The 19447-nt window shown below is 72.6% G+C and carries 13 protein-coding genes; 8 read left to right on the plus strand and 5 right to left on the minus strand.

Annotation, left to right across the window (positions count from 1 at the left end; genetic code table 11):
- Positions 1–4: 4 nt before the first annotated feature.
- A complete protein-coding gene (locus ACL02U_RS20945) occupies positions 5–1060 on the minus strand; it encodes an LLM class flavin-dependent oxidoreductase (protein ID WP_412792401.1) in 1056 nt (351 codons plus the stop codon).
- Positions 1061–1208: 148 nt separating this feature from the next.
- Here ACL02U_RS20945 and ACL02U_RS20950 point away from each other — a divergent pair, with 148 nt between their 5' ends.
- Positions 1209–2744, plus strand: coding sequence for a GMC family oxidoreductase (locus ACL02U_RS20950; protein ID WP_412792402.1), 1536 nt, complete (start codon positions 1209–1211; stop codon positions 2742–2744).
- A 234-nt stretch (positions 2745–2978) separates the two neighbouring features.
- Here ACL02U_RS20950 and ACL02U_RS20955 read toward each other — a convergent pair whose 3' ends face one another.
- Positions 2979–3386 carry an SgcJ/EcaC family oxidoreductase gene (locus ACL02U_RS20955; protein ID WP_412792403.1) on the minus strand — a complete coding sequence of 136 codons (408 nt, stop codon included), beginning with the start codon at positions 3384–3386 and terminating at the stop codon, positions 2979–2981.
- 560 nt (positions 3387–3946) lie between these two features.
- Here ACL02U_RS20955 and ACL02U_RS20960 point away from each other — a divergent pair.
- Positions 3947–4666 (plus strand): helix-turn-helix transcriptional regulator, encoded by a 720-nt coding sequence (locus ACL02U_RS20960; protein WP_412792404.1) that lies wholly within the window; start codon positions 3947–3949, stop codon positions 4664–4666.
- A 69-nt stretch (positions 4667–4735) separates the two neighbouring features.
- Here ACL02U_RS20960 and ACL02U_RS20965 read toward each other — a convergent pair whose 3' ends face one another.
- Together ACL02U_RS20965 and ACL02U_RS20970 are read right to left on the minus strand one after the other, a co-directional pair.
- On the minus strand, positions 4736–5437 hold the full coding sequence (locus tag ACL02U_RS20965; protein WP_412792405.1) for a maleylpyruvate isomerase family mycothiol-dependent enzyme: 702 nt from the start codon (positions 5435–5437) through the stop codon (positions 4736–4738).
- Positions 5438–5693: 256 nt separating this feature from the next.
- The gene (locus tag ACL02U_RS20970) at positions 5694–7313 is read right to left on the minus strand and encodes an MFS transporter (RefSeq protein WP_412792406.1); all 1620 of its coding nucleotides are present in this window, start codon (positions 7311–7313) and stop codon (positions 5694–5696) included.
- Between the two features lie 294 nt (positions 7314–7607).
- On the opposite strand from ACL02U_RS20970, the gene ACL02U_RS20975 reads away from it, so the two are divergent.
- The 5 genes from ACL02U_RS20975 to ACL02U_RS20995 all read left to right on the plus strand — a co-directional run bounded on the left by ACL02U_RS20975 (position 7608) and on the right by ACL02U_RS20995 (position 17623).
- Positions 7608–9497, plus strand: a complete 1890-nt coding sequence (locus ACL02U_RS20975) for an NAD(P)/FAD-dependent oxidoreductase (protein WP_412792407.1) — start codon at positions 7608–7610, stop codon at positions 9495–9497.
- 188 nt (positions 9498–9685) lie between these two features.
- Positions 9686–15538 (plus strand): SDR family NAD(P)-dependent oxidoreductase, encoded by a 5853-nt coding sequence (locus ACL02U_RS20980; RefSeq protein WP_412792408.1) that lies wholly within the window; start codon positions 9686–9688, stop codon positions 15536–15538.
- Positions 15535–16047 carry an acyl-CoA thioesterase gene (locus ACL02U_RS20985; RefSeq protein ID WP_412792409.1) on the plus strand — a complete coding sequence of 171 codons (513 nt, stop codon included), beginning with the start codon at positions 15535–15537 and terminating at the stop codon, positions 16045–16047. Before ACL02U_RS20980 ends, ACL02U_RS20985 begins: the two co-directional genes overlap by 4 nt.
- 6 nt (positions 16048–16053) lie before the next feature.
- Positions 16054–16614: a flavin reductase family protein gene (locus ACL02U_RS20990; protein ID WP_412792410.1), complete on the plus strand. Its 561-nt coding sequence runs from the start codon at positions 16054–16056 to the stop codon at positions 16612–16614.
- Positions 16615–16780: 166 nt separating this feature from the next.
- Complete coding sequence (locus tag ACL02U_RS20995; RefSeq protein ID WP_412792411.1) at positions 16781–17623, plus strand: SDR family NAD(P)-dependent oxidoreductase; 843 nt, start codon at positions 16781–16783, stop codon at positions 17621–17623.
- A 160-nt stretch (positions 17624–17783) separates the two neighbouring features.
- Here ACL02U_RS20995 and ACL02U_RS21000 read toward each other — a convergent pair whose 3' ends face one another.
- Positions 17784–18506 (minus strand): DUF5324 family protein, encoded by a 723-nt coding sequence (locus tag ACL02U_RS21000; RefSeq protein WP_412792412.1) that lies wholly within the window; start codon positions 18504–18506, stop codon positions 17784–17786.
- 333 nt (positions 18507–18839) lie between these two features.
- Between ACL02U_RS21000 and ACL02U_RS21005 the strand changes: the two genes are divergently transcribed.
- On the plus strand, positions 18840–19370 hold the full coding sequence (locus ACL02U_RS21005) for a peptidylprolyl isomerase (protein WP_412792413.1): 531 nt from the start codon (positions 18840–18842) through the stop codon (positions 19368–19370).
- The last annotated feature ends 77 nt before the right edge of the window (positions 19371–19447 follow it).

Below are 19447 nucleotides of genomic sequence, written 5' to 3' on the forward strand. Positions count from 1 at the left end.
CTGCTCAGTCCCCGAACGCCTCGCAGGCGCCCAGCAGGCTGTCGCGGAGCGCCCCCGGCGGCATGCCCTTGCCCGCGGTGAAGACCAGAGGATCGTCGTAGACGCCGGCGAAGGACTCCAGGTACCGCTCCCCGGCCTCCTTGGGCGTCCCGTACACGGCGAGGGTGTCGAGCATGCGGTCCGATACGGCCGCGGCGAGCGCACGGACGTCACGCCGTCCCAGGGCCTCGCGGATGGCGGCCACTTCAGGTGCGAAGCCGTGGAACTCCATCAGCGGTGCCGCCGATTCGCGGGCCGCGAACACGGCGACCTGCGCGGCGGCGAGGGACCGCGCAGTACCGGAGTCCTCGGCCACGGCGCAGATCACCATGCCGGTGACGGGGACCGGCTCGGCGCGGCCGGCCTTCCGGCCCGCCTCGGCGAGGACCGGCCGCACCTGCTCCTCGCAGAAGGCCCTGCTGCACAGGGGCAGACCGATCAGCCCGTCGCCGACCGTGCCGGCCGCTCGGATCATCGCCGGGCGGCCGCCCGCCACCAGGATCCTGGGCGGGGACGCCCCTGGACCGGGCGCGCCCGGGATCGGCTCCGGCCAGGCCGGCAGGGAGGGGTCGCGGGCGATTCGGCAGCGGTAGAACTCGCCCTCGTGGGTGACGTCCGACGTTCCCACCTCCCATATCCGCCGCAGCAGCGGGACGAGTTCGGTGAGCCGGTCCGCGGGACGCGCGGCGTCCAGCCCGTGCCAGTCGGTGATCACCTGGGGATTGCCGGTTCCGACCCCCAGGGTGATCCGCCCCGGGGCGATCTCCGCCAGCGAGCGGAACTCCGTCGCCAGTGTCACCGGCGTGCGTCCCAGGGCCCAGGCGATGGCCGAGCCGAGCCGGATCCGGCTGGTCGCGGAGGCGGCCGCCGCCAGGGTGACCACCGCCGAGCGGTCGTAGAACTCGCTCGACCAGAAAGACGGCAGTCCTCGGAGTTCGGCTTCACGGGCCACCTCCACCGCCAGTGGCACGCTTCCGGCCTGTACCGCGACACCCGGCCGCGGATCGGGAACGGACCGCATCGACTCACCTCTCTCGTCCCGGCAACGACGTCCTTCGTGACGATATGCGCGAGCCGGCGCCGCCACTTCTCCGACGCTGCGCAAGGCCGGAGAAGCCCCCGGCACGCGTCTGCCACCAGGCTGTGCACGAAACGGGAGGAGCGCATCCATGCGAGATTTCGACGACATCGTCATCGGCGGGGGCGGGGCCGGCGCAGTGCTGGCCGCGCGGCTCAGCGAGGATCCGGCCCGCCGCGTGGCGCTGATCGAGGCCGGCCCGCACTACCGGGACGCCGCCGGCACCCCCGCCGACCTGCTGGACGGGAACACCATGTCCCTGGTCCGGCATTCGTGGGGGCTGAACGCCCGGCTCACCTCCGATCGCCGTGTCCCCTTCCCGCAGGGCAGGGTCACCGGCGGTTCCAGCGCGGTCGGCAACACCGTCGCCATCCGGGGAACGCCCGCCGACTACGACGAGTGGGCCGCTCTCGGCAATCCGCTCTGGTCCTGGGACCGGTCGCTGCCGGCGCTGACGGCGATCGAGGACGATCTGGACTACGGCGAACGGGAGTTCCACGGGCTGGGCGGGCCGGTTCCGGTCCGCCGTTGGCGGACCGGGGAACTGGCCCCGGTCCAGGCCGCGTTCCTGGAGGCCTGCCTGAAGGCCGGGCACCCGGCTGCCGAGGACCACAACCATCCGGCGTCCACCGGTGTCGGGCCCATCCCCTCCACCCGCCGCGACCCGGCGGTGCGCGTCTCCACGGCGATGTCCTACCTGTGGCCCGCGCAGGAACGCCGCAACCTCGTCATCGTCCCGAACGCCACCGCCGAGCGCGTGGTGATCCGTGGACAGCGCGCGGTCGGCGTCATCGTGGCGGGCGAGGAGATCCGCGCACGGCGGGTGATCCTCGCAGGCGGGGCCATCGGCTCCCCCGGTCTCCTGCTCCGCTCGGGCGTCGGCCCGGCCGGGGAGCTGCGCCGGCTGGGCATCCCGGTGCACGCGGATCTTCCCGGCGTCGGGTCCGGGCTGACCGACCAGCCCCGTATCGGGGTCTTTCTGACGCCGCGGCCCGGGGAGGAGAACGAGGGGCGGTCGACGGGGCAGATCGTGCTGCGCACCACGTCGTCCTCCGCGTCCGCCCGGCCGAACGACATGTACTACGCGATGGTGAGCCGGTTCGACCTCACGCACCACTTTCCCGAGCTGCGCAGGGTCGCGGGTGCGCGCTCGGTGTTCGGCGTCATGTCGGTCGCCCGGCGTGCGCACTCCAGGGGAAGCGTGACGCTGGAGTCGGCCGACCCCGGGGCACCGCCCCGCATCGATCTGGGCTACCTGTCCGACGAGCGGGACCACGCCCTGTTGGCCGAGGCCGTGCGGGGCTGCTGGGAGCTGGCGCAGTCGCCGGGCATCCGCGACCGCGGCGAGGACGTGGTGCTCCTCGACGAACGTGTCCTGGAGTCCGAGGAGGACATGAGGGCCTACGTCGAGGCCGCGGTCGATTCCGCCTACAACCCGGTGGGCACGGCCCGCATGGGACCCGCCGACGACGAGGGCTCGGTGGTGGACGAGCGGTGCGCCGTGCACGGGATCGGCTCGCTCTACGTGGCCGACGCCTCGGTGATGCCGTCGATGGTGTGCGCGAACACGCAGCTCAGCGTGGTGATGATCGCCGAGAGGGTGGCCGCCCTGCTGGACGGCCGGTGATCGCCGTTCGTGCCGCCGGCCTTCGGGTCGTGGCGCCCCGGGGCCTGCGCTGCGGTCCGCCTCGGTGACGGGGCGGCGGGGTCCGGGGCGCCTTCGGCGGGCACGGCGAGCCCGCCGGGAGGCCCGGCGGGTGGGCCGGGCACGGCTCGGGCGCGCGGCGGACCGGTGGGCTCGGGGCCCGTCCCGCTGATCGGGGCGGGCCTGCTGCCCCCGGCCGCCGGTTCCGCGCTCCGGTCAGCTCGCGGGATTGGCCGGGCTGTTGTGGTAGCTCGCCACCAGCCAGCGGCCGTCGCGCCGCTCCAGGACCCAGGTCGCGTGGACGAGGCGTGCGGCCGGGAGTTCCGTCTCGCCCGCGAAGAGGATGCCGGACTCGCTGACCACGACGGCGCCGTCCTGGCCCAGGAAGCGGATGCTCAGGGGCTTGTTGTAGGTCTTGGAACCCTTCAGCGGGCCGGCGAAGCCGCCGGCCATGTTGCTGCGGATGGCCTCGCGGCTCTGCCGGAGAGAGCCGGGCAGGACGGCGGTCGCGTCCTCGGTGTACTCGGCGACGAAGGCGTCCGCGTCGTTCGCCTCCCACGCCTTGTAGAGGTTCTCCAGAACGGCCGTGATCGCGGTCTCGTCGGCCGCGCGGTTCTCCGACATGTCTGTCTCCCAGATCAATGGTGTCGAGCCCTCTGCTGGGGGGCTCGCATGTACATACCGGCGAGGCGTACCGGATTCATCGCGGCGGCCGGGACTTCTTTCGGAGGCCGCCCCGCACGGAGCCCCCGGGACGCCGGTGCGTGGGACGCCGTGGAGGACGCCGGTGCGGAGGAGGGGCCGGGCGGCGCGGCGGCCGGGGGCCCGGGGCGGTCCTTCCTCGCCCCGCGAAGCCTGGGGAACGCGACATAGCCGCGCAAAAACCCGCCGCTCGCCGCGGGACGGGCACGGTCTGGCCACAAGTCCTCCAAGAAGGGCAGTACGGAAGAAGTTGGCCCGGCGATGCACCGGAACACTCAGTGTCGCGACTCAGCCACTGTGGCTGAAGGTTCAACATGCACCTGTGTGTCGCTGATCACTGTCCCGGTCGGAGGAGCTGGGTCTGCGAACGGAGCGGAAGCAAGGGAATCGCGGGAAGCCGAGCGCGCGATTTGGTCGGACAATGCCATCTGGGGGATGCTTTGGATGTCACTCAACTTGCTGTTGAGCAGGCTATTTCCGCGATGTGGAATCGCTATGGCGAGGCGTTGTCGTTGGACGACATCGCCGACTCCGCCGTTCTCAGCAAGTTCTACTTCTCGCGCGTGTTCGGAAGCGTCACCGGAACGTCCCCAGGCCGTTTCCTGGCTGCGATCAGGTTGTTTCGCGCCAAGAACCTCCTGCTGGAGACCACTGAGAGCGTCACCGACATCGCGTACGCCGTTGGCTACAACAGCTTGGGCACCTTCACCAGCCGGTTCACGCGCAGCGTGGGGGCCTCGCCGGGACGCTACCGCATGCTCTCCCTGGACGGAGGCCACCATCTGGACGGCCGCCCGGCGGTGAGCGACGACATGGCGACGGTGACGGGCAGCGTCGAGCTGCCGGAGATGATGGAGCCGCTGCGGGTCTACGTCGGAGCGTTCGCCTCGCCCGTCGTCGAGGGACTGCCGGTCGCCTGCGACTTACTCAGTGCCTCCGGCGACTACACCCTGAGGAACGTGCCGCCGGGAACCTGGTACGTCCGTGCGGCCGCGGTCAGCGTCGGGGACGTCGACCCCCGGCCCTGGCTGCGCAAGCCGCTGTTCCTGGGCAAGGCGGAACGGCTGACGGTCCGCCCGAACACCACGTACGGCGACAACCGGGTCCGCATGAACCCGGCGAGGCTGGTCGACACCCCGATACTGCTGGCCCTGCCGGAGCTGGACAACTGGGGCACGCTGCAACTGGACACCGTGGCCTGAGAGCGCACCAGGAGGGCTTCCGGAGCGGGCACCCGCTCCGGAAGCCCTCCTCGTGCGCGGACGGGCCGTTCACTCCACTCGGACCACCGGCGGAGTGAACGGCCCCCAGGTGAACGCGGGTATCCAGGGGGCGGGCTCCGCGGTCCAGGACAGCTGCCCGATCTGTTCGGCCGTCCTGCGGCCCACGAGTGAGCGGTAGAGGTCGTGGGTGGTCCCGAACACGACCGCCGAGGGAGCGCCCGAGCCGACGTTCCAGGCTCCGTCCTCGGTCTCCAGGCGGAGCGGCGGCCGCCCCAGACAGGACACCGCCGTACCGAATCCGTCGACGGCCATCTGGAAGGCGGACCGGGTGGCCGCGTGCCACACCGGCAGCGACACGCCCAGGGCGGTGCGGATGTCGAACTCGTGCGTGAACGCGTCCATGACGAGCACCGAGCCGGCCAGTCTGCTCCGGGCGCGTCTGATCCCCCGCTCCACCCCGGCCGCGCTCCGCTCCCATTCGCTCAGCATGCCGGCCAGGCCCGCCGGTGTCCGGCCGTGGTCCGGGCGCCCGAGGAGGTTGCGTTCGGCCTGACGGCAGTTGGCGACCAGATGCGCCACCGTGTCGGAGACCGTCCATCCCGGGCACGCGGGCACCGGGACGTCCGCGCACTCGGTTCGATCGGTGAGTATGGAGAGCAAGTTGCGGCGCGTGTGGCGGTACGCGAGGTCGTGGGGGGTGTTCTCGCCCTCCGCGGGTTGCGGCGCGCCGGTGCCGGCTTCAGTGCTCACGATCTGGCCCCTCGTTCTCTTGGGTGTCTCGTGCTCGCCTCTCCGGTCGGTGGAAGGCCCTACACCGTGCCGGGGTGACGCGGTGCTCGGTCCGGAAGTGCGGCAAGAGGTGTGTCCAGGGCGTTGATCGTCACTGTGAATGCGCATTCTTGAGACGTGACAGAGGATATGCCGACAGCCGGCTTCTGAGGGACGTGACCTGTGCCGCACGGTGGGCGGCACCGGCCCGGTCCCCGTCCGGTCCCTGTTGTACGTTCTACCCCACCAGCACACGCTCCTTCGTGATGGTCTCCAGCCCGCGGGCCTTCGTCTCCGGTCCGAACCGCGCCACCGCCAGTGCGGCGACGACCAGAGGGACCGCGCCGATGAGGGCCGTGGCGCCGATCGTGGGCACCGCGTTCATCCCCACCACGATCGCGAGGATCAGGACCCCACCCGCTTTGGTCATCGCCGCCGCGAGCGCGGTGCCCCGGGTCCGGACCACGGTCGGGTAGACCTCGGCCGCGTACCCGACGGTGACGGCCGCCAGGGAGCTGATGCCGGCGATCGGCACCACCAGCAGCAGCGACAGCAGGGTGCGGTGATGGATCACCTGGTCGCCCAGGAGCGCGAAGACCCCCAGCGTGGATGCGGTGAGCGCGGTCAGCGACACCAGTGTCCGGCGGCTTCCCAGCGTCCCGTACATCCATGCGGCCAGGGCGGTGAGCGGGAGCCCCAGCAGCGCCGCGTTGCGTACGGTGTAATCGGACTTTACCGAAGAGTAGCCGAGGCGCTGGAGGTTCGTCGGCACCCACTGCTGGAAGCCGAAGGTGACCAGTCCGATTCCCACCCCGAGGAGCAGGACGGCCAGTGTGGTGCCGAGGATCCGGGGGCCGAAGACGGCCGCCCGGCCCGAGGGTTCCGCCAGGTCGCGGGCCTGCTCGGACTCCGGGACCTCGCTGATCGTGGCGCCGTACCGGGCGACGATCTCCGCGGCCTCCTCGGCCCGGCCGCGGGCGAGCAGATAGCGGGGCGACTCGGGTATCCAGCGGCTGGCTGCCAGGAACACCAGACCCGTGGGCAGGCCGATGAGCCAGAGGATGCGCCAGGAGTACGTCGGGGCGAGAGTCGCACTGAGCCAGCTGACCAGCAGGTACGCGCCGACACCGTTGCCTCCGATGAGGACCATGAGCCAGCCCCGGTGCCGGGTCGGCATCGTCTCGGCGAGCAGGGTGAAGGCGACGGGCAGCATGCCGCCGGCTCCGAGCCCCATCATCAGGCACATGAAGAGGTTCCAGCCGAAACTCGGCATGGTGCCGCAGATGGCGGTCGTCAGGAAGAGCGCGGCCGCGAACAGGATCGAGGACCGGCGGCCGATGCGGTCGCCCAGCGAACCCCACAGCACCGAGCCCAGCACGGTTCCGATGATCCCCACCAGCGGCACCCACGCCACGGTGACGTGGCTGTGCGTGTCCGCCGGGAGCAGACCGTACTCCCTGGCCATCCCCGGCGTGACGAACGCCAGGGTCACCGGCTTCATGACGTCGATGGTGATCGCCACGAACATCGCCAGCAGCAGGGCCACGTGCGGTTTGCGGATGGGCGCGTCGTCCAGCGCCCGCACCAGGTAACGGGAGCTCGCGCGGCGGACGTCTCCGCTGCGCCGCGGCAGCAGGCCGTAGAACACCGCGCCCAGACCGGCGACGATCAGGCCCATGCCGACGAGCATCGAATCGTCCATGGGCATGCCGTTCATCCTGTAGCCCGTGTCGCGTGCGCCGAGGTACATCGGAAGGTGGAGCAGTACACCGGCCGTGCAGAACGCCGTGCCGAGCCAGAAGGAGACGGGATGTTCGAACCCCTTGGCGCTGCCGGGGGGTGAGGAACGTCGGGTCATGCGCGGAGCGACCTTTCTCGTCGGGTGAGTACGGAAGGAACGCGCGGACGCAGATCCGGCGCCGTCCAACCCGCCCGGCGAGAACGTCGCGGGCAACGCGGCACCGCGCGCTTGAGCGGCTGCCATGGTCACCTCCGCGGCGGATTCCCCACTTCTCCCTGCGTGCCGTGTTCCTCCGCCCGGGCAGGCCCGCCGGCTCCGGTTGAGGCAAGGGAAGAGTAGGCGGCCGGATGCCACCGCCCCGACGCTGGAACCCAGTTCGGGTGCAGTACTACTCCGGAGGGCGGGGCAACCGTGACCACGACCGGCAAACGCTATGACGTAGCCATCCTGGGCTCGGGCATCGGCGGGTCGATGCTCGCCTGCATCCTGGCGAAGCACGGTGTCCGGACACTGGTGCTGGAGGGCGCCGCACATCCGCGCTTCGCGATCGGCGAGTCCCTGATCCCGGAGACGGGCGTGCGCCTGCACGTCGTCGCCCACAAGTACGGAGTTCCGGAGATCGGCTGGCTGGGTTCCTTCCACAGCCTGCGCGACAACATCAGCAGCGCCTGCGGAGTGAAGCGGTCCTTCAGCTTCATGTACCACCGCGCGGGCCGGGAGCACAGTGGCGACCACGTCAACCAGCTCCCCACGCTGACCCCGCCGATCGGCCCGGACTCGCACTTCTTCCGGCAGGACACGGACGCGTACCTCGCGGCGATGTCGGTCCGGTACGGGGCGGACCTCGTCTCGCAGACCCGGATCGAGGACGTCGCCGTCCGGGACGAGACGGTGGAACTCCGGGCCGCCGACGGAACCGTGTACCGCGCCGCGTACCTGATCGACGCCTCCGGCATGCGCTCGCCGGTGTCGGACCGTTTCGGCATGCGTGACGAGACACCGCGCTTCCGGACCGACACCCGGGCGCTGTTCACGCACATGATCGGGATCAGGAGCGCGGATCTGCTGCTGGACCCCGCCGCCCGCAGGAACGTGCCCTCACCGCTGGGCCAGTCGACGATGCACCATGTCTTCGACGGCGGGTGGCTCTGGGTGATCCCCTTCAACAACCACCGCGAGTCGACCAACCCGCTCGCCAGTGTGGGCCTGGTGCTCGACCGGAACCGTCACCCGCGCGCGGACGGGTCCCCGGAGGAGGAGTTCCGCCGGATCACCTCCGAGTACCCGACGGTGCGCCGCCATCTTGCCGGAGCGCGCGCCGTGCGCCCCTGGGTGGCGACCGGCCGGCTGCAGTACTCCTCCCCGCACCTTCTGCGTTCCCGGATCCTCCAGCTCCCGCACGCGGCGGGATTCGTGGATCCGCTGTTCTCCAGCGGGATGTCGGTGCTCGTGGTCGCCGTCGACCTCATCGCGGAGGAGCTGCTGAAAGCGGTCGCGGACGGCGACTACGCCACCGAGCGCTTCCAGCACATCGAGGACAACGTCAACCGCGCCTACGACTACTTCGACGACATCGTGTCGACCTCCTTCCAGTCGTTCGCGAGCTACGAGACCTGGAACGCCTGGAACCGGAACTGGGTGCTGGGCAACATGCTCGGTGCCTTCGGCCCGCTGTCGCTGCTGGTGAGGTATCTCAGGACCGGGGACCGCTCCCACCTGGAGAAGACCACCCAGCCGTCCCGTCTCGGCGTGCTGGGCAGCCACCTGCCCGAGGTCGCGGCCACCCATCGGGCCTCACGGGAGCACATCGCGGCCGCCGCTGCCGGCCGGATCACGCACGGCGAAGCGGCCGCACGCATCTTCGCCCGGCTCGACTCGCTCGACTTCGTGCCGCCGTACATGGGTTTCGGCGACCCCGAGCGGCGGGCCGTCGCCACGTTCACCCTTCCCGCCGGCGCGCGGCACGTCACCTGGTACCGCCGGCACGGCTCGGCGGCCTGGCGGGAGAACTGCACGTTCCCGCTGACCACCTACGCGCGCCATGCGCTGGGCTTCGCGCTCGAGGCGCGGCGCGGGGCCCGGCGGCGAGGTTCCTCGGCGGTGCGCGACATCGTCGCGAGCCGAAACAGCGAGTGGAAGTACCAGCCTGCGGCATCGAGCGCGTCCGGTCGGCTGTGGGATCCGATCCCGCCTGCCGCCCCGGCCCCGGCGCCCGCCCCGGCCCCGGCGCCCGCTGCGGCCCCCGCTCCCGCTCCTGCGTCTCTGCCCGACCCGACGGAGAACCGGTCCGTACCCCGCTGAGGCGGGACGGACCGGACGGCGGAACGCTCGTCCGGCCCCGCACCGGCGGCGGCGTACCGACAGCGGGAAGCACGCGCTGGCCCATGGGCCGTCCGCCTCGCGGCTGCACGCGAACGGCAACACAAAGGAGAGAAGACCGTGACCCCAGCCACCCGGTTCGCCGCTTCGCCCCCCGGGCAGGTGGCCGCGTGAAGAGTCAGCGCATCGCCGTCGTCGGCATCGCCCTGCGGTACCCCGACGCCGACACCCCCGAAGAACTGTGGCGCAACGTGCTGGCGGGCAGACGGGCCTTCCGACGCCTGCCCGACGAGCGGCTGCGCGCAGAGGACTACTACTCCCCCGACCCGGCCGCACCGGACCGCCACTACACGCGCATGGCCGCGGTCCTGGAGGGCTTCGAGTTCGACCGCGTGGGATACCGGATCGGCGGCAGTACCTTCCGATCGACGGACATGACCCACTGGCTGGCACTCGACACGGTGAGCCGCGCCCTGCAGGACGCCGGATTCCCGTCGGGGCGGGGGCTTCCGCGCAGCAGCACGGGCGTCGTCATCGGCAACACCCTGACCGGTGAGTTCAGCCGGGCCAACCTGATGCGCCTGCGCTGGCCGTACGTCCAGCGCACGGTGGGCGCCGCGCTGCGGGAACGAGGCTGGGACGACTCCGAACTCGGGGACTTCCTCGGGCAGTTGGAGGCGCGCTACAAGGCGCCCTTCCCGGCCGTCGACGAGGACACGCTCGCCGGCGGGCTGGCCAACACCATCGCGGGCCGCATCTGCAACTACTTCGACCTCGGTGGCGGCGGCTACACCGTGGACGGAGCCTGCTCCTCCTCGCTGCTCTCCGTGGAGACCGCATGCGCGGCGCTCGCCGGCGGGCAGGCCGACGCCGCCGTGGCTGGGGGAGTCGACCTGAGCATCGATCCGTTCGAACTCATCGGCTTCGCCAAGACCGGAGCCCTCTCCACCAGCGAGATGCGCGTCTACGACAAGGACTCCAACGGCTTCTGGCCCGGCGAGGGCTGCGGAATGCTCGTCCTGATGCGGGACGAGGACGCGGTCGCGCAGGGCCGGTTCCGCTACGCCACCATCAGCGGCTGGGGGCACAGCTCCGACGGCAAGGGCGGGATCACCCGCCCGGAGGCCTCCGGGCACCGGCTCGCCCTCGACCGGGCCTACGCGGCGGCCGGCTTCGGCATCGAAACGGTGGGCTACTTCGAAGGCCACGGCACCGGGACCGCGGTCGGCGACGCCACCGAGCTGGGCGCGTTCAGCGAGGCCCGGCGGGCCGCCGACCCCGACGCGCCCCCCGCCGCCATCAGCACCCTCAAGGGCAACATCGGTCACACCAAGGGTGCCGCCGGGGTCGCCGGCCTCATCAAGGCGATCCTCTCCGTGCGGCACCAGATCATCCCGCCGGCCACCGGCCACCACCAGCGGCATCCCGTCCTCGCCGGCGACGCCCCCGCGCTGCGGGTTCCCGACACCGCCGAACTGTGGCCGGAGGGCGCCCCGGTCCGTGCGGGTGTCTCCTCGATGGGTTTCGGAGGCATCAACGCCCACCTCGTCGTCGAACACGCGGACGGCGTGCGCCGCAGCGGTCTCGGGTCCACGGTCCGGCGGCTGGTCCGCTCCCGTCAGGACTCCGAACTCCTGCTCCTGGACGCCGCGGGCACCTCCGAGCTGCGCGACCGCGTCGGCCACCTGCTCTCGATGGTGCCGAAGACGTCCTTCGCCGAACTCGGCGACCTCGCCGCCACCCTCGCCGCCGGACTTGACGGCCGCCCGGTCCGGGCGGCGATCGTCGCGCGTTCCCCCCAGGAGGCGGAGGCCCGCCTCAGCCGACTCCTCACGCTGCTCGACGGCGGGGCCCGCGAGGTCCTCGACCCCGTCGGCGGCGTGTTCCTCGGCGGGTCCGCCGACCGGCCGCGGATCGCCTTCCTCTTCCCCGGACAGGGGGCGGGGCGCAGAGCGGACGGAGGCGCACTGGCCCGGCGGTTCACCACCGCCGAGGACCTGTACCGGGAGCTGCGCCTGCCGACGACCGGAGACCAGGTCGCCACGGCGGTCGCCCAACCCCGCATCGTCGCGGGCTCGGTCGCCGGGCTGCGGGTGCTGTCGCAGCTCGGCGTCGAGGCGGTCGGGGCCGCCGGCCACAGCCTCGGCGAGCTGACCGCCCTGCACTGGGCCGGCGCCATGGACGAGGAGGCGCTGCTGGCGGTGGCGGCCGCCCGCGGGCAGATCATGGGCCGGGCCAGTGCCGGCGGCGGCGCCATGGCGGGTATCGCCGCCTCCGCCGACGAGGCCCGCGCCCTCATCGGCGGTGACCCCGTGGTGGTGGCGGGACTGAACAGCCCCACCCAGACCGTGCTGAGCGGACCCGCCGCCGCGGTGGAGTCGGTGATGGCCAGGGCCCGGGCGCGCGGTGTCGGCGCGACCCGGATCCCGGTCTCGCACGCGTTCCACTCACCGGCCGTCGCGCCCGCCGCGGAGGCGTTCCGCTCCCATCTGGCCTCCCGGTCGTTCGGCCCGCTCGACCGCACCATGGTGTCGACGGTCACCGGCGCCCCGCTGCCCGCGGACACCGACGTGCCCGCACTGCTGACCCGGCAGGTCCTGGACCCGGTGCGGTTCAGCGAGGCCGTCGAGAAGCTCGCCGCCGACGCCGATCTCTTCGTCGAGGTCGGGCCGGGGCGGATCCTGCGCGGGCTGGCCGAGCAGATCGCGCCCTCGGTCCCCGCGGTGTCCCTGGAGTCCGACAGCCCGTCCCTGGCCGGCCTGTTCACCGCGGTCGCGGCGGCGTTCGTGCTGGGCGCTCCCGTACGGCACGCGGAGCTCTTCGCCGACCGCTATGTGAAGCCGCTGCCCCTGGACAAGGAGTTCTCCTTCCTCGCCAGCCCCTGCGAGTCCGCCCCGGAGGGCGGCTTCGAGGTACCCGCGCACGCCGCCGCGGAACCCGCGGCGCAGGTGGCGCCCCAGGCCGAGGGCGCGCCGGGTGCCGACACGCTGACCGTCCTGCGGCGCCTGGCCGCCGAGCGGGCGGAGTTGCCGCTGGACACGGTGGGCGCCGACAGCAACCCCATCGACGAACTCCACCTGAGCTCGATCACCGTCGGCCAGATCGTCACCCAGGCGGCCCAGGAACAGGGCGTCACCGCGGTGCTCGCCACCTCGGCCTACGCCACCTCCACGCTCGCCGAGCTGGCGGCGATGCTCGACGAACTCGCGGCGACCTCGCTCCCGGGTGACGGGGAGCGGGAGGAGGTCGCGGGCATCGCGCCGTGGGTCCGGCCCTTCGCCGTGGACCTGGTGCCCACGGCCCTCCCGAAGGCCGTGGCGTCGGAGCACGAGCCGGCCGGTTGGGAGGTGTTCGCGCCGGGCGGCCACCCCCTGGCCGAGCTGCTCGCCTCCCGGCTGTCCGGGGCCGGGCTCGGCGACGGCGTCCTGCTCTGCCTTCCGCCGGAGGCCGACGAGGAGCACGTGCCGCTGCTGTTGGCCTCGGCGCAGGCCGCGCTGGCCCGGGCGGGCGGCGAGCCGGTCCGCATGGTCGCGGTCGGCGGGCGGCGCGGTGCCGCCGGCCTGGTGAAGACCCTGCACCTGGAGGCGCCCCGGATCACGTCGACGGTCGTGGTGCTGCCCACCTCGGACCTCGTGTCGGAGGACCGCGCCGCGAGCATCGCCGACCGGGTGGTCGCGGACGTCGCGGCGACGGACGGCTTCGCCGAGGTCTGGTACGACGGCGCCGGCCGGCGTGCGGTCCCCGTGCTGCGCCCCCTGGCGACCGAGGTCTCCGCCTCCGCGTCGGCAGCGGCCGCACTGGGGGACGGCGACGTCCTGCTGGTGACCGGTGGCGGCAAGGGCATCACGGCCGAGGCCGCTCTGGCCCTGGCCCGGGACACGGGCACCGGGCTCGCACTGCTCGGGCGCTCCGATCCGGACGCCGACCCGGAACTGGCGCGCAATCTGGAGCGCTTCCGGGCAGCCGGTGTGCGCCATCGGTACATCCGGGCCGACGTGACGGCCGCCGACGAGGTGAAGGCCGCGGTCCAGGAGACCCGGCGCACACTGGGTCCGGTCACCGCGGTCCTGCACGGCGCCGGCCGCAACGAGCCGCAGTCGCTCGCCGGTCTCGACGACGAGACGTTCCGCCGGACCCTGGCGCCCAAGGTGGACGGGCTGCGGGCGGTGCTGGCGGCCGTGGAGGACACCCCGCTGAAGTTGCTGGTGACCTTCGGAAGCATCATCGGCCGGGCCGGCCTGCGCGGCGAGGCCGACTACGCGACCGCCAACGACTGGCTGACCGACCTGACCCTCCGCTACGCGGACGGCCACCCGGACTGCCGGTGCATCGCCATGGAGTGGTCGGTGTGGGCCGGTTCCGGGATGGGCGAACGGCTCGGCGTGCTCGAGGCGCTCATGCGGGACGGCATATCGCCGATCCCGGTGGCCGACGGCGTGGCCGTGCTCAAGGCGCTCGTCGCCGACGAGCGGACCCCGGGCGCGGTGGTGGTGATGGGGCGCGCGGCCGGCCTGCCGACGATCACGCCCGACCACCGGGAACTGCCGCTGCTGCGTTTCCTCGAACGGCCCCGGATCCACTACCCGGGCATCGAACTCGTCGTCGACGCGGACCTCTCCGCCGGTGACGATCCGTATCTCGCCGACCACGAACTCAACGGCGACCTGCTGTTCCCGGCGGTCCTCGGCATGGAGGCGATGGCCCAGACCGCCTCGGCGCTCACCGGGCGGACCGGCGCACCCGTGCTGACCGACGTGGAGTTCCTGCGTCCTGTCGTGGTCCCGGTCGACGGTCACACCACCGTGCGCGTGGCCGTCCTCGCGGACGGCCCGGACACCGTCCGCGCGGCTCTCCGCTCGAGCGAGACGGGATTCCAGGCCGATCACTTCCGCGCCACCCTCCGGTACGACCTGAGCAGGCCCGCGGAGGCCGCGGCGGGTCCGGACGCGGAGCGGCCGGAGGTCCCGCTGGATCCGGCCGAGGCCCTCTACGGCTCGGTTCTGTTCCAGGGCGACCGGTTCCGGCGACTGCTGGAGTACCGGCAGCTCGCCGCCCGCAGCTGCACGGCACGGATCTCGAACCGGGCGCGCGGTGACTGGTTCGGCGCGTTCCATCCGGCCGGGCTCGTCCTGGCGGATCCGGGAACACGTGATGCGCTGATGCACTCGATCCAGAGCTGCGTGCCCGACGCGACGCTGCTGCCGGTCTCGGTCCGGCGCCTCTGGCTGGCCGACCCGGGACGGGCGCGGTCGCTGGAGGAGGTGACCCTGCACGCGCGCGAGGTGTCGCGGGACGGCGACACCTACCTCTACGACCTCGACGTCCGCGACCCCGGCGGGGCGCTCGTCGAGCGCTGGGAGGGGCTGACGCTGCACGCCGTGCGGAAGCGGAACCTCAAGGGGCCGTGGCGTCCGGCACTGCTCACCACGTACCTGGAACGGAACGTCGAACCGGCGCTGGGGGCGGGACTGCGTGCGGCCGTGTTCCCGGACGACGGAGCCGCGCCCGCCGGCCGGGGGGCCCGGCGGGCCCGTACGGCCAAGGCGCTGAGCTGGGCGCTGGGCGCCGAGACCGAGGTGGCCTACCGCCCGGACGGGAAACCGATCGCTGCCGGCGGCCATGTCTCGGCGGCCCACGGAGCCGGCGTCACCTTCGCCGTGGCCGGGGACCGTCCCGTCGGCTGCGACGTGGAGGTGGTCGAGCCGCGCTCGGACCGCGAATGGCGCGACCTGCTGGGCGCCGAGGGGGTGGCACTGGCGGATCTGCTCGCCACCGAGCGGGGTGAGGACCTCTCCCTGGCGGCCACCCGGGTCTGGGGCGCGATCGAGTGCCTGCGCAAGGCCGGGCAGGCCCGGGTCGCCGTCACGGCCGACGCGCCGGTGCCCGGGCAGGACGGCACCTGGGCGGTGCTGCGGGCCGGCTTCTCCCGGATCGCCTCCTTCGCGACGACCTTGGACGGGGTCGGGCGACCGGTGGTGTTCACGGTTTCCATGGAAACGAGTGAGAGTGAGGGGCTGAAGTGAAGGAGTACTACGAATACCGGCATGTGGTCGGTTTCGAGGAGACCAACCTGGTCGGCAACGTGTACTACGTCAACTACCTGCGATGGCAGGGCCGCTGCCGGGAGATGTTCCTCCAGCAGCACGCCCCGGACGTGATCGTGGACCTCCAGGGCGACCTGAAGCTGTTCACCCTCAAGGTGGACTGCGAGTTCCTGTCGGAGATCACGGCCTTCGACGAGCTGTCGATCCGCATGCGGCTGGTCGACCTCACCCAGACGCAGATCGAGTTCGCCTTCGACTACGTGCGGGTGCGGGAGGGCCTGGAGGATCTCGTCGCGAGGGGACGGCAGCGGGTGGCGTGCATGCGCGGTCCGAACGCCTCGACGGTGCCCACCCAGGTGCCGGAGCCGCTGCGCAGGGCGCTGAGCCGCTACTCGGTCCGGGCCGGCGGCCCCGGGGGCTCCCCGCGCTCACCGGTGGGCGCGGCCGGGTACGCGGGCACGGCACCGGCTCTGGCCGGCAAGGGCTGAGCGCGGATGACGGCGAGCGATGTGGTGCGCCGTGTGCCGGCTCCGGCCGCGCACGGGGACCGCCCGGGCCCGGACGAGCTCCGCAAGATCTTCGGCCGTTTCGCGACCGGGATCACCGTGCTCACGGCGGGGCGCGAGGATCCACGCGGTATGACCGCGAACTCCTTCACCTCGGTCTCCCTCTCCCCGCCGCTGATCCTGGTGTGTGTGATGCGGAGTGCGTCGATGCACCGGGTCATCGAGGAGCACGGCGCTTTCGCCGTCTCCGTGCTGTCGGCGGATCAGGAGGCGGTGGCCCGGCACTTCGCGGACCGGACGCGTCCCCGGGGCGAGAAGGAGTTCGCGGCGGTCGACGCGGTCGCCGGGCCGAACACCGGCGCCCCGGTCATCCGAGGCGCCCTGGCCTGGTTCGAGTGTTCGCTGGCGGCCGTGCACGACGGCGGCGACCACTCCATCTTCGTCGGAGAGGTCCGGGACCTCGGCTGTGGCGGTGACGACGACGCGCTGCTCTACTACGCCGGCGCGTACCGCCTCCTCCACCGGGACCCGGCCCGTCCGGCCCGGTGAACGGGAATCCGGTCCCTCCCGGGGCACCCCGGGAGGGACGGCCGGGACGGACCGGCCCTGCGGGAGCCGGTATCCGCCGAGCCCACCGCCCGCCCTCCGGCGCACCGCCCGCCCTCCGGCGCACCTCGCGTCCTACGAACTCCGTCAGGGAGAAGGGAAGTTGCTGATGGCGTCGTCACGAGCCGCTCTCGTCACCGGGTGTTCGAGCGGGATCGGCCGGGCCACCGCCCTGCGGCTGCACCGCAGCGGCCTGCCGGTCTACGCGACCGCCCGAGACGCCGGCACCCTCGGGGAACTGGCCGCGAACGGGATCAGGACCATGCGCCTGGACGTCACCGACGAGGAGTCGATGACCGCCGCGGTCGAGCAGGTCAACGCCGAACACGGTGCCGTCGGCATCCTCGTCAACAACGCCGGCAGCGGCGTACACGGTGCCGTCGAGGACATTCCGCTGAGTTCCGCCCGAGCGTCCTTCGAGACCAATGTCTTCGGGCCGATGCGACTCACGCAACTGGTGCTGCCGCGCATGCGGGAGCAGCGCTCCGGGCGGATCGTCAACATCTCGTCCGTACTCGGACGGTTCTCGCCGCCCGGTGGCGGCCTCTACCAGGCGACCAAGCACGCGCTCGAGGCGTTCAGCGACTCCCTGCGCGCGGAGGTGGCGCCGTTCGGCGTCCGGGTCAGCCTGATCGAGCCGGCCACCGTCCGCACGCGGTTCTTCGCCACGGCGATGGGGCAGTTCGCCGGCCGTCCCGACTCCGCCTACCGGGAGTTCTACGAGACGCTGGCGAACTGGGCCGTCGACGTCCACGAGGGCCGCACGGCCGCCGGCCGGTTCGCCGTCTCCGCGGAGGCGGTGGCCGCGGTGATCGAGCGGGCGGTGGCGTCGCGCAGGCCCCGGGCGCGGTTCCCGGTCGGCACTCTGGCGCACGGGGCCCTGGGCGCGCGCCGGCTGCTGCCCGACCGGCTCTTCGACAGATTCGTGGCGGCGCAGTTCCCCTCGCCCTGACCGCGCGAGGGGCGCCGGGCCGGTGGCCGGTCGGGCCGCGCGGGCCGGCGTCCCGAAGGGCGGGTCCGGATCCGGGCGGTCCGGGGGAGGGAGCGCCCGGACCGGCCGCGGGGGCGGGAGACCCGAAGGTCTCCCGCCCCCGCGGGCGGAGCCGGTCCACTCAGCCCTGCTCGTCGCGCTTCGCGGCCTCGTCCTCGGCCTGCTTCGCCTCGACCTCGGGGTCGAGGTCGGCCCTGCCACTGCCGTCCACCGAGGTCAGCCGGGCGGACTCGGACACCTCGGTGGCGGCGGGCGGTTCGACCAGCCAGTCGGGATTGGCCTGCCTGTCCCACCACTTCCACGCGGCGAAGGCACATCCGGCGACCAGACCCAGCATGCCCGCGACCTTCACGGCGTGGCCGGCTCGCGCCCGCCGCTCGTGCTTGCGGGCCAGCTTCTGGATCTCCGCGGCGGTCACCTGGCTGCGCAGCGCGGCCAGTGCGGCGGCACTGCGCGCGGTCGCCTCCTCCTTGACGGGGCCGGCCGCGGCCACCGCCTGCTCGATCACCGGCCGGGAGTACTCGGCGGCCTGCCGGGAGTACTCGGCGGCCTGTCGGGCCGCGACGCGGGTGCGGACGGCCGCCTCGTGCGCGGCCAGGTCGACTTTCGGCGGTACATGCGTCCGGGCCTGGTCCAGCCGCGGGGCGACGTAGGCGCCGTACTGGACGCGGGCCTGGTCGGCGGCCTGCGTCACGCGGGGCGCGAGCCGTACGCGTGCCTCGTGTGCGTAGTGTGCGGCCCTTTCCTTGGCCGTGTCGGCGTAGGGCGCCACCACTTCCGCGGCGTGCAGCACGCTGTCCCTCGCCGAGCCGGTCGCGGCGCGCACGCTGTCGATGCGGGTCACGGGTTCCTCCTCCTCGGTGGCGTACGGTGTTTTTTCGACTTTCCACCCTTCTGCGGATCATGCCCCGCCGCCTGCTCCCGGGCACGCGGGAACGGGCATCCGGGTGCCCGGGTACCCCCGGTGGAACGCCGCCGGTCCCCCGTTCGGCTCCGGACGGGGGCGGGGCACCGGGCCCTGCCGTCGACAATGCCACCGAACGCCGCCGCGCGCCCCCGACACGGGCGGATTCCCCCGGCTTCGCCTCGCGCTTCCTGCTCCGTGTCCCGCTTCCCTTCTCCGGGGCACGAGGCGTGGGAGGATCTGGGGGCACGACAGGACGACGGAAGGCAGATCGTGGCCGAGCAGCTCTACGCCACCCTGAAGACCAACCGCGGTGACATCGAGGTCCGGCTCTTCGAGAACCACGCCCCGCAGACGGTCAGCAACTTCGTGGAGCTCGCCCGGGGCGAGCGGGAATGGACCGATCCCAGCACGGGTGAGCGGACCACCGTCAGGCTGTACGACGGCACGGTCTTCCACCGGGTGATCAGCGGGTTCATGATCCAGGGCGGCGATCCGCTGGGCAACGGCACGGGCGGTCCGGGCTACCAGTTCAAGGACGAGTTCCACCCGGACCTGTCCTTCAACAAGCCGTACCTGCTGGCCATGGCCAACGCCGGCCCCGGTACCAACGGTTCCCAGTTCTTCATCACCCTCTCCCCGACGACCTGGCTGAACCGCAAGCACACGATCTTCGGCGAGGTCACCGGCGCGGCCGGTCAGAAGGTCGTCGACGCCATCGCGGCCCTCCCGACCAACCCCCGTACCGACCGGCCGCACGACGAAGTCGTCATCGAGTCGGTCGAGGTGGAGCGCAGGGCCTGAGGTACCGGCGGCGGCGTCGGCCACCGGCCGTGCCGGCTCCGGCGCCACCGCGCACGTACCTCGGGCCGGGAACCTTT

The sequence above is a fragment of the Streptomyces sp. MS06 genome, from assembly GCF_047200655.1.
Lineage (GTDB): Bacteria > Actinomycetota > Actinomycetes > Streptomycetales > Streptomycetaceae > Streptomyces.